Raw genomic sequence first — 15,519 nt, 5'->3', positions numbered from 1 at the left:
GCTGAGGGGATGCGCCGCGTCCTCATCCTCGGTTCCACCGGTTCGATCGGGACGCAGGCGCTCGACGTCATCGCCAGCAACGCCGATCGCTTCGAGGTCGTCGGTCTGGCCGCCGGCAGCGACCGCGCGGGCGTCGAGGCGCAGGCCGCGGCGTTCGGCGTCGAGCACACCGCCCTCGGCGCCGCCGAGGCGGAGCAGCTCGTCCGCGACGTCGAGGCCGACGTGGTGCTCAACGGCATCACCGGTTCGGTGGGCCTCGGCCCCACGATCGCCGCGCTCGAGGAGGGCCGCACCCTCGCCCTCGCCAACAAGGAGTCGCTGATCGTCGGCGGCGACCTCGTCACCGCCCTCGCGGCCCCGGGCCAGATCGTGCCGGTCGATTCCGAGCACTCGGCGATCGCGCAGGCCCTGCGATCGGGTGGGGCGCACGAAGTGCGCCGCCTCGTGCTCACGGCATCCGGGGGCCCGTTCCGCGGCCGCTCGCGCGAAGAGCTCGCGGACGTCACCCCCGCCGAAGCCCTCGCCCATCCCACCTGGGACATGGGGCGCGTCGTCACGACGAACTCGGCGACCCTCGTCAACAAGGGGCTCGAGGTGATCGAGGCGCACCTGCTGTTCGACGTGCCCTACGACCGCATCGACGTCACGGTGCACCCGCAGTCCATCGTGCACTCGATGGTCGAGTTCACCGACGGCTCCACCATCGCCCAGGCCTCGCCGCCGGACATGCGGCTGCCCATCTCGCTCGGGCTCGACTGGCCGCACCGCATCGCGGGTGTCGGCGCTCCGCTCGACTGGACGCGCGCCTCCCAGTGGACCTTCGAGCCGCTCGACGAAGAGGCGTTCGGATCGGTCGCGCTCGCGAAGAAGGTCGGGCGGGCCGGGGGCACGTACCCGGCCGTCTTCAACGCCGCGAACGAGCAGGCCGTCGACGCCTTCCACGAGGGCCGCCTGAGCTTCCTCGAGATCGTCGAGCTCATCGAGCGGGTCGTCGAGCGCCACGAGTCTCCCGCCGCGCTCACGCGCGAGTCGCTCGCCGAGGCCGAGGACTGGGCGCGCCGAACGGCCGACGAGGTCATCGCTTCGCGCTGATCCGCCTCGGGCGCTGCGCGGTCGCTGCGGCACCGGGCCGGCGGCCCGGCTCAGCGCGGGATCGCGGCGGGGCGACTCAGGCGGGGAAGTCGACGGGTCGCTCCGGATCCGACGACGGGGTGCCGTCGGCGGGGTAGGGCACGGGCCACTGCGGCTCGGGCACCGGCCAGCCGGCCGCGCGCAGCGCGCGACGCGACAGCTCCCGCGCCGAGTACGGGGTGCGCACGCCGCGGATGTCGCGGTAGTCTTGGTGTCCGGGACCGGCCCACAGGATCGCGTCGCCCTCGCCGACGAGCTTCACGGCCTCGAGGATCGCGCGCTCGGGGGGCGTGAACTCGAGGATCTCGGCGTCGGGCCGGGCGAGGCGCGCGCCCTCGACGAGCACCTCGCGAATGGCATCCGGATTCTCGTGGCGCGGGTGATGGTCGGTGATGACGAGGATGTCGCTGCCCTCGACGGCGGTGCGGCCCATGTCGTGGCGCTTGGTCGCGTCGCGGTCGCCGTCGGCGCCGAACACCATGACGACCTTGCCGGGTGTCACGCGGCGCACCGCGGCGAGGGTCTTCTCGAACGCGTCGGGGGAGTGGCCGAAGTCGACGTAGACCGCGGGCCCCTCGGGCCCGGAGACGAGCTGCGTGCGGCCGGGAAGCGACGCTTCGATGCGCGAGCCGTCGAGCGTGCTGTACAGGTGCTCCCAGGTGTAGCCGGTCTCGAGCAGCATGATGATCGCCAGCCCGGCGTTGGCGGCCATGTGCCGCCCGATCACGGGGACGACGGTGGTGAGGGACCGGCCCCGGCCGTCGCTGAGCGTGAACTCGGTGCCCTCCTGACGCTCGTCGACGATCTCGACGGTCCAGTCGGCGCGCGCGGCCGGGTCATGGGCGATCGCGGGGGTGATGACGGTCACGACGGGGATCTCGGCGCGTGCGGCGATCTCGCCCCCGGCGGCGGAGTCCAGGCACACGACGCCGCGCCGTGCGCGGTCGGGACGGAACAGGGGGAGCTTCGCCTCGAAGTACTCGCGCATGTCGGCGTAGTCGTCGAGGTGGTCGTGGGTGAGGTTGGTGAAGCCGGCGACATCGAAGACGAGTCCGTCGACGCGGTGCCGCGTGAGGGCCTGGGCGCTGACCTCGACGGCGACGGCCTCGACGCCGCGCTCACGCATGAGGGCAAGCAGCGCGTGGAACTCCGAGGCCTCGGGCGTGGTCAGGCGCGACACGATCACCTCGCCGGCGATGTGACGCTCGGCGGTCGAGGACAGGCCGGTGATGACGCCGAGCTGGCCGAGGATGCCTTCGAGCAGGTGCGAGACGCTCGTCTTGCCGTTCGTGCCGGTCGTCGCCAGCAGCCGCGGCAGCTCGTCGTCGGGTCCGGTGCCGTACACCCACGCCGACAGATCGCCGAGGAGCGCGCGGGGGTCGTCGACGACGACGAGGGGAAGACCGGTCGCCCCGGCGATCTCGGCGCCCGCCTCGTCAGTGATGACGGCGACCGCCCCGCGCTCGGCCGCGGTCTGCGCGAACTCCGCACCGTGACGGTTCACGCCGCGGATGGCGACGAACGCCTCTCCGTCGCGGAGGTCGGCGGTGGCGAGCGTGATGCCGGTGAGCGTCGTGCCGTCGACGTCGCCGCGGGTGCGCGCCCCGAAACGACGGGCGAGTTCGGCGAGGTCGCGATGGGGCGGGTTCTCCGGTCGGAGGACGGGCGGCAGGTTCGAGGGGGCGGCGGATGACATCGCCTCCATTGTCTCATCCGGTGTCGCACAGACACCGCATCGAGGCCGCACGGGCGGTTCAAAGCCGGGCGGCGGTATCGTCGGCGGGTGACTGCGATCGCCTTCCTCATCGGCGTCATCGTGCTCGTGATCGGCCTGGCCGTCTCGATCGCGCTGCACGAGATCGGGCACCTGCTGCCCGCCAAGCTCTTCGGCGTGCGCGTCGGCCAGTACATGATCGGCTTCGGACCGACGCTGTGGTCGAAGCGGATCGGCGAGACGGAGTACGGCTTCAAGGCTCTTCCGCTCGGCGGGTTCATCTCGATGGCGGGCATGTACCCGCCCGCACCCGAGGGGGAGGAGCCCGGGCGCAAACGCTCCCGCTTCTTCGCGACCATGGTGCAGGACGCCCGGGACGCCAACGCCGAGACCCTCATCGCCGCCGACGATCGCGTCTTCTACAAGCTGCCGGTGTACAAGCGCATCATCGTGATGCTCGGCGGCCCCGTCATGAACCTGCTGCTGGCCTTCCTGCTCTCGGCGATCGCGGTGAGCGGCATCGGCGTCGCCACGGCGACCACGACGGTCGCCTCGGTCTCGCAGTGCGTCATCCCCGCCAGCGAGGGCCGCACGGACTGCACCGCGAGCGACCCGACCGCTCCGGCCGCGGCCGCCGGCATCCTCCCGGGCGACGTCATCGTCTCGGTCGACGGCACCGCCGTGTCGACCTTCGCCGAAGCGGCGGCGATCATCCAGGACGCCCCCGGTCGGCCGCTGCCGGTGGTGATCGACCGTGACGGCTCGCGTCAGACCGTGACGGTCACTCCGCAGAGCACCGATCGCGCCGTCACCGACGCGCAGGGCCGGCCCGTGACCGACGCCTCGGGGGCGACGGAGTACGAGACGGTCGGCTTCGCGGGACTGCGGGCACAGGAGGCGCTCGTGCCCCAGCCCATCTGGGCCGGCCCCGAAGCCACCGTCCAGCAGGTCGGCGCGGTGGCGCAGATCATGACGCAGCTGCCGGTACGCATCTACGAGACCGCCGCCGACCTGGTCACGGGTCAGCCGCGCGATCCGAACGGCCCGCTGAGCGTCGTCGGCGCGGGGCGTCTGGCGGGAGAGTTCGCCGCCGTCGACGCGCCCATCCTCACCCGCGTGGGGTCGATCATCGGTCTGCTGGCGGCGCTGAACATCGCCCTGTTCGTCTTCAACCTCATCCCGCTGCTGCCGCTGGACGGCGGACACGTCGTGGTGGCGCTGTGGGACGGATTCAAGCGCTGGTTCGCGCGCATCCGCGGCAGGGTGGCGGCGCCCGTGGATGCCACGAAGCTCGTGCCCGTGACCTTCGTGGTCGTGGTGCTGCTGGTCGGGATGGGCGGTGTGCTGTTCCTCGCGGACATCTTCAACCCGGTGCAGCTGCTGTAGCGCTCCGGGGGCGGCTTCGACAGGCTCAGCCACCGCGGACCGGCTCAGCCACCGTTCGCGGCGGAGGTCCCTGAGCTCGTCGAAGGGTCCGGGGGCGGCTTCGATAGGCTCAGCCACCGCGGACGGGCTCAGCCACCGCGCATGAGGTCCTTGCGCCTGCGAAGGGTCTGAACCCCTCGACGTCAGAGCACGTGCGAGATGAGCCGCTCCAGCGTCCGCATGCCGTCGCGCGACAGGATCGACTCGAGGTGCCCCTGCACGCTCGCGAAGCCGGGTCCGCGCAGCGCGTACACGTCTCCGGTCGCGGGGTCGGCGGCGACATCGATGTCGAGGTGGGTCACGACATCGCCCTCGCCATACGTGATCCCGCGTCGGTCGCCCGGGTGCACGCGCGCCGTGAACGTGTTGTAGAACCCGATCGAGGCGTCTTCGCCGAACACGTCCACGCTCTTCTGCAGACCCTGGTGCGGTCGGTCGAGCGGCATGAGCTCGACGCCGAGCGAGTCGGCCAGGATCTGGTGGCTCAGGCAGACGGCGAGCAGGGGGTCGCGACGAGCGGTCCGGCGTCCGACGACGTTCCGCATCGCCGCCATGCGCGGGGTATCGTCTCGCGGGTCGCCGGGTCCGGGGCCCGACACGACGAGGTCGGCGGCATCCACGTCGGCATCCGTCACCTCCGACCAGTGCACGATGCGGGTGTCGAGGCCCAGGTGACGCAGCTGGTGGGCGAGCATCGTGGTGAAGCGGTCCTCGGCATCCACGACGAGCGCGGTGCGCCCGGCGAACGGACCCGACCCGTCGGGGTCCTGCGGGTTCATCCAGAACGGCGCGAGACGGTCGTTGCGGGATGCCAGCAGCTCGGCGATCGCGGGGTCCTCGGCGAGGGGGCGCTGCGGGGCGGTCGGGGCGTCGGGGTCGGCATCCGGGGTCGCTTTCGGCGCATCGCGCGGGATCGCGCCGATCGCGCCAAGAACGCCCGCGGCCTTGCCGTGCGTCTCGCCGACCTCGCCGTAGGGGTCGGAGTGGCGCACGAGCGTCGCGCCGACGGGCACGCGCAGGCGTCCGTCGACGAGGTACGCCGTGCGGATGAGGATCGGGGCGTCGAGGTCGTGCGTCGGTCCCTCGCTGGCGCCGTTCGGGGTGAACAGCGCGGCGACGCCGGAGTAGTAGCCGCGCGGCGTGGTCTCGTGCCGGGCGATGACCGTGCAGGCGTTCTGCATGGGGGAGCCCGTCACCGTGGGGGCGAACATCGTCTCGCGCAGGATGTCGCGGGGGTCGAGGTCGCTGCGCCCGCGCAGCATGTACTCGGTGTGGGTGAGCCGCGACATCTCTTTGAGGTGCGGGCCCGTGATGCGTCCGCCGTCGCTGCAGACGGCGCTCATCATCTTCAGCTCCTCGTCGACCACCATGAAGAGCTCCTCTGTCTCCTTGGTCGAGCGCAGGAACTCCGCGAGCGTCTCGGCGGTCGCTCCGCCCGCGGGGTGGCGGAAGGTGCCCGAGATGGGGTTCATCGTGACGATGCCGTCCTTGGCGCTCACGTGCGCCTCCGGGCTCGCGCCGACCGCGATGTGCCCGTCGGTGACCACCGCGAACGTCCAGTACGCACCCTTCTCGTGCTCGAGCAGAGCCCGGAACCACGTGAGCGCGGCGATGCGCGGGTCGACGTCGACGCCGGCGACGAAGTCGCGGCGGATGACGAAGTTCGCGCCCTCGCCGCGGCCGATCTCCTCCGCGATGACGCGACGGACGATGTCGGCGTACTCCTCGTCGGCGATGTCGAAACCGGCGTCCTCGAGCGGCACGGGGGAGGAGGGGAGGGATGCCATGGCCTCGGCGCGATCGAGGGCGACCCGCCCGTCGATGACCAGGCACCGCAGCGGAGCGCCGTCGTCGTGGCAGACGAAGCCGCGTTCGCGCACCTGGCGGTAGGGCACGAGGGCGAGCACTTCGCGCGCCGCGCCGGTGGCATCCGTCAGGGGGATGTCGGCGAGCAGCTCGACGTCGACGACGTCTCCGGTGAGCACCTCGACCGTTGCCCCGTCGCGGGCGATGAGGGCGAAGGGCGCGGCGCCGGCGGCGAGATCGTGGAGGAGGGAGGAGGGGTGGGGCCCGGTCATCGAAGTTCTTCCATCTGTGGACGAGGTCCGGAGCGGCCGCCGGAAACACGAAGACCGCCCGGGTTCCCCGAGGGGAGGGCGGTCTGTTGCATGCGCGCGCACCGCCTAGACGGTGGGCCACCAGGAGGGACATGCGCGCATGGCGCCGAACCTATCACAGGGGGCGGTTCAGCCTCCGTGCGGGCGCGGCGGCGTAGGCTGTGCGCGTGCCTGCTGTGAACCTCGGAATGCCCCGCGTGCCGGAGACCCTCGCGCCCCGTCGCAAGACCCGTCAGATCAAGGTCGGCAAGGTCCTCGTGGGCGGCGATGCCCCGGTGAGCGTCCAGTCGATGACCACGACGCCGACGACCAACATCAACGCAACGCTGCAGCAGATCGCCGAGCTCACGGCATCCGGGTGCGAGATCGTGCGCGTCGCCGTACCGTCGCAGGACGATGCCGACGTGCTGCACATCATCGCCAAGAAGAGCCAGATCCCGGTCATCGCCGACATCCACTTCCAGCCGAAGTACGTCTTCCAGGCGATCGACGCCGGCTGCGGCGCGGTGCGCGTGAACCCGGGCAACATCCGCAAGTTCGACGACCAGGTCGGGGCCATCGCGAAGGCCGCGAAGGACGCCGGGGTGTCGCTGCGCATCGGCGTGAACGCCGGTTCGCTCGACCGCCGTCTGCTCGAGAAGTACGGCAAGGCCACGCCGGAGGCGCTCGTCGAGAGCGCTGTCTGGGAGGCCTCGCTGTTCGAGGAGCACGACTTCCACGACTTCAAGATCTCGGTCAAGCACAACGACCCGATCGTCATGGTGAAGGCCTACCGCCTGCTCGCCGAGCGGGGCGACTGGCCCCTGCACCTCGGTGTGACCGAGGCGGGGCCCGCGTTCCAGGGCACGATCAAGAGCGCCACCGCGTTCGGCATCCTGCTGTCCGAGGGCATCGGCGACACGATCCGCGTCTCGCTGTCGGCCCCGCCGGCTGAGGAGGTCAAGGTCGGCCACCAGATCCTGCAGTCGCTGAACCTGCGCGAGCGCAAGCTCGAGATCGTCTCGTGCCCCTCGTGCGGTCGCGCGCAGGTCGACGTCTACACCCTCGCCGACGACGTCACCGAGGGCCTGAAAGACATGACCGTCCCGCTGCGCGTGGCCGTCATGGGCTGCGTCGTGAACGGCCCCGGCGAGGCGCGCGATGCCGACCTGGGTGTCGCGTCCGGCAACGGCAAGGGTCAGATCTTCGTCAAGGGCCAGGTCATCAAGACCGTTCCCGAGGCCGAGATCGTGCAGACGCTCATCGAGGAGGCCAACCGCCTCGCCGACGAGATGGGCCCCGACGCTGCTCCGGGCACCGCGCAGGTCATCACGGCCTGAGCCGCTCGCGCGGTCCACGCGCCGAGGATCGGACCGGGAGCATTCGGCTTTTGGTCCGATAGCGTCGGAAGTCTCATGACCGACTCCCGCTCCGCCTCGCCGTCCCGTCCGCTCATCGCCGGGGTGGTCACCGCCCTCGTCGGCTTCACGAGCACCTTCGCCGTGGTCCTCACGGGGCTGCGCGCCGTCGGTGCGTCGCCCGCTCAGGCCGCGAGCGGACTCCTCGCCATCACCCTGGTGGTCGGCATCGGCTGCATCGTGCTCGCCGGGCGCTACCGCATCCCCATCACCGTCGCCTGGTCGACCCCCGGGGTGGCCCTCCTGGCTGCGACCGGTGCCGTCGACGGGGGATGGCCGGCCGTCGTGGGCGGCTTCCTCGTCTCGGCGGCGCTGATCCTGTGCACGGCGCTGTTCCCTCCGCTCGGGGCGCTCATCGCCCGCATCCCGCCCTCGATCGCCCAGGCGATGCTCGCCGGGGTGCTGCTGCCGCTGTGCGTGGCCCCGTTCCTGGGCCTCGTCGCCGACCCCTGGGGCGTCGCCCCGATCCTCGTGGTGTGGCTCGTGGCATCCCGCTTCCTGCCCCGGTGGGCGGTCCCGCTCGCCTTCGTCGCGGCGATCGTCGTCGTGACGGTCGAGCTCGCGCGGTCGGGGGCGAGCGTGGATGCCGCAGCCCTCGTGCCGCGGCTCGAGTTCACCGCCCCGGCCCTCACCGTCGGCGCCGTGATCGGCATCGCCTTGCCGCTGTTCGTGGTGACCATGGCCTCGCAGAACGTGCCCGGCGTCGCCGTCATGCGCAGCCTCGGCTACACGATCCCCTGGCGCCCCGCGATGCTCGTCACGGGGCTCGGCTCGGCCGCCGCCGCCGGCTTCGGGGGTCACGCGATGAACCTCGGCGCGATCAGCGCGGCGATCGCCGCGGGGCCCGACTCCCACCCCGATCCGAAGAAGCGCTGGGTGGCGGGGATCTCGGCCGGCGGCACCTATCTCGTGCTCGGAGCGCTGTCGGCGGCGTTCGCGGCCATCGTGCTGCTCGCCCCGGCGGGGGTCATCCCCGCGGTCGCGGGCGTCGCCCTCTTCGGCGCCTTCGGCTCCGCCGTGCAGCAGGCGATCGACGACCCCGGCGAGCGGGTGCCCGCCGTGGTGACGTTCCTCGTGGCGGCATCCGGGATCGCGGTGCTCGGGGTGAGCGCGGCGTTCTGGGCGCTGCTGGCGGGCCTCGCCGTGCGCGGGGTGCTGCACGTCGGTCGCGCTCGGGCGTGACACCGGGCAGAGACGCCCACCGCCGTGCGACGCGAGGTACCCCCGGCGTGAGGCCACCGGCATCCACCGCTCTAGACTCGACTCTCGTGGTCACCCGTCTGTCGAACTACTTCCTCCGCACGCTCCGCGAAGACCCCTCGGATGCCGAGGTCACGAGCCACCGTCTGCTCGTACGCGCCGGTTACATCCGACGCAACGCCCCCGGCGTCTTCGCGTGGCTGCCGCTCGGTCTGAAGGTCAAGGCCAAGATCGAGACGATCGTCCGCGAGGAGATGGCGAACGCGGGTGCCTTCGAGGTGCACTTCCCCGCTCTGCTGCCGCGCGAGCCGTACGAAGTCACCGGCCGCTGGGAGGAGTACGGCGACGCGCTGTTCCGCCTGCAGGACCGCAAGGGCGCCGACTACCTGCTCGCCCCGACCCACGAGGAGATGTTCACCCTCCTGGTGAAAGACCTGTACTCGTCGTACAAAGACCTGCCGCTGACGATCTACCAGATCCAGGACAAGTACCGCGACGAGGCGCGTCCTCGCGCAGGCCTCCTGCGCGGCCGTGAGTTCACGATGAAGGACGCGTACTCCTTCGACGCGACGGATGCCGGTCTCGACGCGTCGTATCAGGCGCAGCGCGACGCCTACGAGCGCATCTTCACCCGCCTGGGCCTCGAGTACGTCATCGTCGCCGCCGACGCGGGGGCCATGGGCGGCTCGAAGTCGGAGGAGTTCCTGCACCCCACCCCGATCGGCGAGGACACCTTCGTGCGCTCGGCCGGCGGGTACGCGGCCAACGTCGAGGCATTCGCCACCGTCGTTCCTGACGCGCTGCCCATCGAGGGGCAGCCCGAGCCGGTCGTCTTCGACTCGCCGAACACCCCCACGATCGCGACCCTCGTCGACCACTCCAACGCGCACCTCGGCGCCCCCGCGCCCGGTATCGCCGGTCCCGCGACGGCCGAGGCCGCGGAATGGACCGCCGCGCACACGCTCAAGAACGTCGTCCTCGCGCTCACGCACCTCGACGGCACGCGTGAGCTCGTCGTCGTGGGCCTGCCCGGTGATCGCGACGTCGACGACAAGCGCGTCGAGGTCGCCTTCGCCCCCGCCGAGGTCGAAGCCGCCACCGAGGCGGACTTCGCGAAGAACCCGCTGCTGGTCAAGGGCTACATCGGCCCCTGGTCGCCCACCGGGGCGGTCCTGGGCGAGGAGTCGGCGACGAAGATCCGGTACTACCTCGACCCCCGCGTGGTCGACGGCACCGCCTGGATCACCGGCGCCAACATCGACCAGAAGCACGTGCACTCCCTCGTCGCCGGCCGCGACTTCGTCGGCGACGGCTTCGTCGAGGTCTCGACCGTCCGCGAGGGCGACCCGGCGCCCGACGGTTCCGGCCCGGTGGAGCTCGCGCGCGGCATGGAGATCGGCCACGTGTTCCAGCTCGGCCGCAAGTACGCCGAGGCGCTGGGTCTGAAGGTGCTCGACGAGAACGGCAAGCTCGCCACCGTCACCATGGGCTCCTACGGCATCGGCGTCACCCGCATCCTCGCGATCATCGCCGAGCTCAACAACGACGACAAGGGGCTCATCTGGCCCACCTCGGTCGCCCCGTTCGACGTACACGTCGTCGCAACCGGCCGCGACGCCGCCGCCTTCGAGCTCGCGGCCTCCGTCTCCGAGCAGCTCGAGGCCGCCGGTGTCGACGTTCTTTACGACGACCGCCCCAAGGTGTCGCCCGGTGTGAAATTCGGCGACGCCGAACTCGTCGGCATCCCGCGCATCCTCATCGTCGGTAGAGGTGCGGCTGAGGGCCAGGTCGAGCTCTGGGACCGCCGCACGGGGGAGCGCGAGACCGTCTCGGTCGCCGACGCCGTGGCGGCGCTCACGCGCTGACGTCCTCGTCGGAACGGCATCCCTCCCGCCTCTCGCGGACGGGATGCCGTTTCCTCGTTCCCGCCGGCGCCGGCCTCGGTAGCGTGGATGCCATGATCTCGGCCCCGCGTTTGTCCCTGTCCGACGGCTCCACCATCCCCCAGCTCGGAATCGGCACCTACAAGGTGCCCGCCGAGGTGACCGCCGGTCTCGTCGAGGGCGCGCTCGCCGCCGGCTACCGCCACGTCGACACGGCCGCCCTGTACGGCAACGAGGCCGAGGTGGGCGAGGGCTTACGCGCCTCGGGCCTCGACCGCGACGAGGTGTTCGTCACGACCAAGGTCTGGAACGACGACCAGGGGTTCGACGAGACGCTCCGGGCTTTCGACGCCAGCGCGGCGAAGCTCGGCCTCGACCGCGTCGACCTGTACCTCATCCACTGGCCGATCCCGAGCGCCGACCGCTACGTCGACACCTGGAAGGCCCTGCTGCGGTTGCAGGGGGAGGGGCGCGCCACCTCGATCGGCGTCAGCAACTTCTCGATCCCGCACCTCGAACGCCTGCGCGACGAGACCGGCGTGCTCCCCGCGGTCAATCAGGTGGAGCTGCACCCGCGGTTCCCGCAGGACGAGCTCGTCGACTGGCACGTCGCACACGGCATCGTCACCGAATCGTGGGCGCCGCTCGCGCGCGGGGGACTGCTCGACGAGCCCGTTCTCGGCCGTATCGCCGACAAGTACGGCAAGACGCCGGCGCAGGTCGTCGTGCGCTGGCACCTCGACCGCGGGCTCGTCGTCTTCCCCAAGTCGGTGTCGCCGGAGCGCATCCTTGAGAACGGCGACGTCTTCGACTTCACCCTCGACGCCGACGACCACGAGGCGATCGCCACTCTCGAAACGGGGGAGCGGACGGGACGCGACCCCGACCTCGACTGAGCGACCGCTCAGGCGTCGAGCCGGGCGTAGCGGGCGCGGAAGATGGTGAACACGCCGTAGGCGAGGAAGCCGAGGCCGACCAGCAACGCCAGGAGGGGACCGGCGGGCACGGCGATGACCGCCGAGGTCGCGCCGTCCAGGCCTCCCGCCGTGTCCGGCTCGACGGTGACCGCGGCGACGACCACCAGCACGCCCACGATGATGAGGGCCACGCCCTTGGTCACGAAGCCGACGACGCCCAGCACGGTGAGGGCGACACCGACGGGTCCGTCGGGGGTGCGCACCTTCGAGTGGAACGACCGGCGCAGTCCCATCCAGACGAACCCGATCCCGACGCCGGCGACCGCGAGGCCCACCGTCCCGAGGACGAATCCCCCGATGGGCCAGGACAGGACACCCTCGCTGAGGTCCTCGGCCGCCTGTTCGGCGTGCGGGCGCGCGCCGAGAGCGACGGATGCCGACACCAGGCCGATCGCGACGAAGACCAGGCCCTGAGGCGCCTCGGCGAAGATCCGACCGATGCGACGCCACACCGTGAGGTGCCGGGGTGCGAACGCCTGCAGAAGATGCCACGCACCCAGGGCGACGAGCCCGATCGCGAGCGCCCACAGCGCCGCCGCCCCCAGGGGCGCGGCCGCGAGCGCGCGGAACGCCCCCGTCTGGTCGCTGTCCTCCTGCGCGCCGAAGCCCACCGCGATGACCAGCCCGCCGATGAGCAGATGCAGGATGCCGTTGGCCGCGTACCCCGCGCGGGCGGTGACCCGGAACGCGGGGTTGGCCTCCGCTTCGCGGGCGGCGGTGCGAGCGGAGGACGGCACCTCGAAACCGTATGCCGATACCGGCGCGCGCGACAATCCGGTTGCGATGCCGGGCGTCGGCATCCTGTCGGGGGGCTTCGCGCAGACGGCCTCATGCGGCGAACGGGTGAAGATCCTGTGTCAACGCCGTTGCCGTGTTGGCACACGGGTTCGCATGTGATTACGGTCGGACCGTGCCCGAGAACACCTCTGAGCTGCGCCCCACGCACCCGCTCGCCATCGCGCCCGTCGTCGCCCCCGCCGCCTCCGTCGACGGGTTCGCGAAACAGTTCCTGCAGAACCTGAACTTCGACCAGGGTGTGACGCTGTCGACCTCCGACGTCAACGACCAGTACCTGGCGCTGGCGTATACGGTCCGCGACTACCTCATGGCCCGCTGGTTCGACGACCGCGCCCAGCAGAAGACGCAGCAGGCCAAGACCGTCTGCTACCTCTCGGCCGAGTACCTCCTCGGGCGTCAGCTCGACAACAACCTGCTCGCCGCCCGCTTGACCGACATCGCCACCGAGGCCCTCGCCCAGTGCGGCATCGACATCGACGATCTGCGCGCCGTCGAGATCGAGCCCGGACTCGGCAACGGCGGTCTCGGCCGCCTCGCCGCCTGCTTCATCGACTCGCTCGCGACCATGAGCGTCCCGACGATCGGCTACGGCATCCGCTACGAGTACGGCATCTTCCGCCAGGCCTTCGCCGACGGGCAGCAGGTCGAGCAGCCCGACGCGTGGCTGCGCATGGGATCGCCGTGGGACTTCGCCCACCCCGAGGCCGCTCAGACCATCTCGTTCGCCGGGACCACCGAGACCTACGACGACGGCGGTGTGGAACGCACGCGCTGGGTGCCCGAGTGGAACGTGCTCGCGGTGCCGTACAACATGATGGTTCCCGGCTATCACAACGGCCGCGTCAACACCCTGCGCCTGTGGCGGGCGCAGGCGACGAACGCCTTCGACCTGCACACTTTCAACTCCGGCGACTACGTCGAGTCGGTGCGCGCTCAGACCTTCGCCGAGAACATCTCGAAGGTGCTCTACCCCGAGGACTCCACGCCCCAGGGCAAGGAGCTGCGTCTGCAGCAGCAGTACTTCTTCGTGGCGGCATCCATCGCCGACTTCATCGAGAACGTGCTGCCGGGCGACTTCGACCTCGACAAGCTCCCCGAGCGCGTCATCTTCCAGCTCAACGACACCCACCCGGTCATCGGCGTGCCCGAGCTCATGCGCGTGCTCGTCGACGAGAAGAAGCTCGAGTGGGATGCCGCGTGGGCGATCACGCAGAAGTGCTTCGCGTACACCTGTCACACGCTGCTGCCCGAGGCCCTCGAGGTGTGGTCCGTCGATCTGCTCGGCCGTCTGTTGCCGCGGCACCTCGAGATCATCTACCGCATCAACGACGAGTTCCTGCTCGAGGTGCGCGAGCGCTTCGGCGACGACGAGATGCTCATCCGCAACATGTCGATCATCGGCGAGCACCCGTACCGCTCGGTGCGCATGGCGTACCTGGCCACGGTCGCGGGGTCGAAGGTCAACGGCGTCGCCGAGCTGCACTCGCAGCTCCTACGCGACAACGTGCTGAAGGACTTCGCCGCGATGTGGCCCGACAAGTTCACGAATGTCACCAACGGCGTCACGCCCCGCCGCTTCCTGCGGCTGGCCAACCCCGAGCTCTCGGCCCTCATCACCGAGGCCCTCGGCGCGGGGTGGACCGTCGACCTCGAGCGCCTGCGCGGGCTCGAGGCGCTCGCCGACGACGCCGACTTCCGCGAGCGCTTCGCAGCGGTCAAGGCCGCGAACAAACGCCGGTTCAGCCGCGTGCTCGAGGCGCGCGGCGAGACGCCGCTCGATGACGGCCACATGCTCGACGTGATGATCAAGCGCCTGCACGAGTACAAGCGCCAGACGCTGAAGGTGCTGCACATCGTCAGCACGTACGAGGGGATCGTCTCCGGCCGCCTCGATGTGGATGCCGTGCAGCCGCGCACGTTCCTCTTCGGTGCCAAGGCCGCTCCCGGCTACGGCATGGCCAAGCGCATCATCCACCTCATCAACGCCGTGGGCGAGGTGGTGAGCGCCGACGAGCGGGTCCAAGGCAAGCTGAAGGTGCTCTACCCCGCGAACTACAACGTCACCCTCGCCGAGAGCATCATCCCCGCCGCCGACCTGTCGGAGCAGATCTCGCTCGCCGGCAAGGAGGCGTCGGGCACGGGCAACATGAAGCTCGCCCTCAACGGCGCCCTCACGATCGGCACCGACGACGGAGCGAACGTCGAGATCCGCAAGCTCGTGGGCGACGACAACTTCTTCCTCTTCGGCATGAGCGAGCCCGAGGTCGAGGCACTGTGGGCCGAGGGCTATCGCCCGGCCGACTTCTACCAGGAGGACGACGAGCTGCGCCGCGCGATCGACCTCATCGCCTCGGGAGCGTTCTCGGACGGCGACCGCACCATGTTCGAACCGCTCGTGTCGAACCTGCTGTACGACGACCGTTTCATGGCGCTCGCCGACTTCCGGTCGTACCTCGACGCGCAGGACCGGGTCGACACCGCTTACGCCGACCAGGACGCGTGGGTCCGCTCCGCGATCCTCAACGTTGCCCGCAGCGGCTACTTCTCATCCGATCGCGCCATGCGCGACTACCTCGACCGCATCTGGCACGCGACCCCGGTGAACTGAGCGGTCCCGGATGCCGCGTCTTCGGGTCGCGGCATCCGGAACTCCGGCGGGGGCAGGCGACGCTGCCGCCCGCCGCCGCGGCGCGTCGCTTCGCGATCGGGGGTGCCTGCTCGGCCGCCTGCACCGGTTTGCGACCCTCCAGCCCTCGCCGAACTCCTGAGAACCGGTCGCGGGTCCCCTCGACGGGCCCGATTCTGCCGACCCCGCGGCGGGCGCGCGTCTCCTTCGTCAGGAGTTCGGCTAGCCTCGGCCGGGTCACGCGCTCCGTC

10 protein-coding genes are annotated in these 15,519 nt (G+C 70.9%); 7 read left to right on the top strand and 3 right to left on the bottom strand.

The genetic code is table 11. The features are described from left to right. The first annotated feature begins 9 nt into the window (after positions 1-9). Positions 10-1,092 carry a 1-deoxy-D-xylulose-5-phosphate reductoisomerase gene (gene dxr / locus Q9R20_RS01315; protein ID WP_311247648.1) on the top strand — a complete coding sequence of 361 codons (1,083 nt, stop codon included), beginning with the start codon at positions 10-12 and terminating at the stop codon, positions 1,090-1,092. A 76-nt stretch (positions 1,093-1,168) separates the two neighbouring features. On the opposite strand, the gene Q9R20_RS01310 is transcribed toward dxr, so the two are convergent. After that, a complete protein-coding gene (locus tag Q9R20_RS01310; RefSeq protein WP_311247647.1) occupies positions 1,169-2,827 on the bottom strand; it encodes a UDP-N-acetylmuramoyl-L-alanyl-D-glutamate--2,6-diaminopimelate ligase in 1,659 nt (552 codons plus the stop codon). Between the two features lie 87 nt (positions 2,828-2,914). On the opposite strand from Q9R20_RS01310, the gene Q9R20_RS01305 reads away from it, so the two are divergent. Next, complete coding sequence (locus Q9R20_RS01305; RefSeq protein WP_311247646.1) at positions 2,915-4,231, top strand: site-2 protease family protein; 1,317 nt, start codon at positions 2,915-2,917, stop codon at positions 4,229-4,231. Positions 4,232-4,413: 182 nt separating this feature from the next. Here Q9R20_RS01305 and Q9R20_RS01300 read toward each other — a convergent pair whose 3' ends face one another. Beyond that, positions 4,414-6,348 (bottom strand): chorismate-binding protein, encoded by a 1,935-nt coding sequence (locus Q9R20_RS01300; RefSeq protein ID WP_311247645.1) that lies wholly within the window; start codon positions 6,346-6,348, stop codon positions 4,414-4,416. Between the two features lie 206 nt (positions 6,349-6,554). On the opposite strand from Q9R20_RS01300, the gene ispG reads away from it, so the two are divergent. From ispG to Q9R20_RS01280, 4 genes are all read left to right on the top strand, one after another. Continuing rightward, positions 6,555-7,706 (top strand): flavodoxin-dependent (E)-4-hydroxy-3-methylbut-2-enyl-diphosphate synthase, encoded by a 1,152-nt coding sequence (gene ispG, locus Q9R20_RS01295; protein ID WP_311247644.1) that lies wholly within the window; start codon positions 6,555-6,557, stop codon positions 7,704-7,706. Between the two features lie 75 nt (positions 7,707-7,781). Then, complete coding sequence (locus Q9R20_RS01290) at positions 7,782-8,966, top strand: benzoate/H(+) symporter BenE family transporter (protein WP_311247643.1); 1,185 nt, start codon at positions 7,782-7,784, stop codon at positions 8,964-8,966. A gap of 86 nt (positions 8,967-9,052) precedes the next feature. After that, the gene (locus Q9R20_RS01285; RefSeq protein WP_311247642.1) at positions 9,053-10,849 is read left to right on the top strand and encodes a proline--tRNA ligase; all 1,797 of its coding nucleotides are present in this window, start codon (positions 9,053-9,055) and stop codon (positions 10,847-10,849) included. A gap of 92 nt (positions 10,850-10,941) precedes the next feature. Beyond that, positions 10,942-11,763: an aldo/keto reductase gene (locus tag Q9R20_RS01280; RefSeq protein WP_311247641.1), complete on the top strand. Its 822-nt coding sequence runs from the start codon at positions 10,942-10,944 to the stop codon at positions 11,761-11,763. An 8-nt stretch (positions 11,764-11,771) separates the two neighbouring features. On the opposite strand, the gene Q9R20_RS01275 is transcribed toward Q9R20_RS01280, so the two are convergent. After that, positions 11,772-12,581: a DUF1206 domain-containing protein gene (locus Q9R20_RS01275; RefSeq protein WP_311247640.1), complete on the bottom strand. Its 810-nt coding sequence runs from the start codon at positions 12,579-12,581 to the stop codon at positions 11,772-11,774. A gap of 173 nt (positions 12,582-12,754) precedes the next feature. Between Q9R20_RS01275 and Q9R20_RS01270 the strand changes: the two genes are divergently transcribed. Then, positions 12,755-15,250: a glycogen/starch/alpha-glucan phosphorylase gene (locus tag Q9R20_RS01270; protein ID WP_311247639.1), complete on the top strand. Its 2,496-nt coding sequence runs from the start codon at positions 12,755-12,757 to the stop codon at positions 15,248-15,250. The last annotated feature ends 269 nt before the right edge of the window (positions 15,251-15,519 follow it).

Source organism: Microbacterium sp. PRF11, from assembly GCF_031844085.1.
In the GTDB taxonomy this organism is placed as follows: Bacteria; Actinomycetota; Actinomycetes; order Actinomycetales; family Microbacteriaceae; genus Microbacterium.
The sequence above is the reverse complement of the archived record's forward strand: the minus strand, read 5'-3'. Positions and strand labels throughout refer to the sequence as shown.

Coding starts and splice junctions, on each gene's coding strand:
- Q9R20_RS01280 (WP_311247641.1), top strand. CDS start 10,942: ATGATCTCGGCCCCGCGTTTGTCCCTGTCCGACGGCTCCACCATCCCC.
- dxr (WP_311247648.1), top strand. CDS start 10: ATGCGCCGCGTCCTCATCCTCGGTTCCACCGGTTCGATCGGGACGCAG.
- Q9R20_RS01310 (WP_311247647.1), bottom strand. CDS start 2,827: ATGTCATCCGCCGCCCCCTCGAACCTGCCGCCCGTCCTCCGACCGGAG.
- Q9R20_RS01290 (WP_311247643.1), top strand. CDS start 7,782: ATGACCGACTCCCGCTCCGCCTCGCCGTCCCGTCCGCTCATCGCCGGG.
- Q9R20_RS01300 (WP_311247645.1), bottom strand. CDS start 6,348: ATGACCGGGCCCCACCCCTCCTCCCTCCTCCACGATCTCGCCGCCGGC.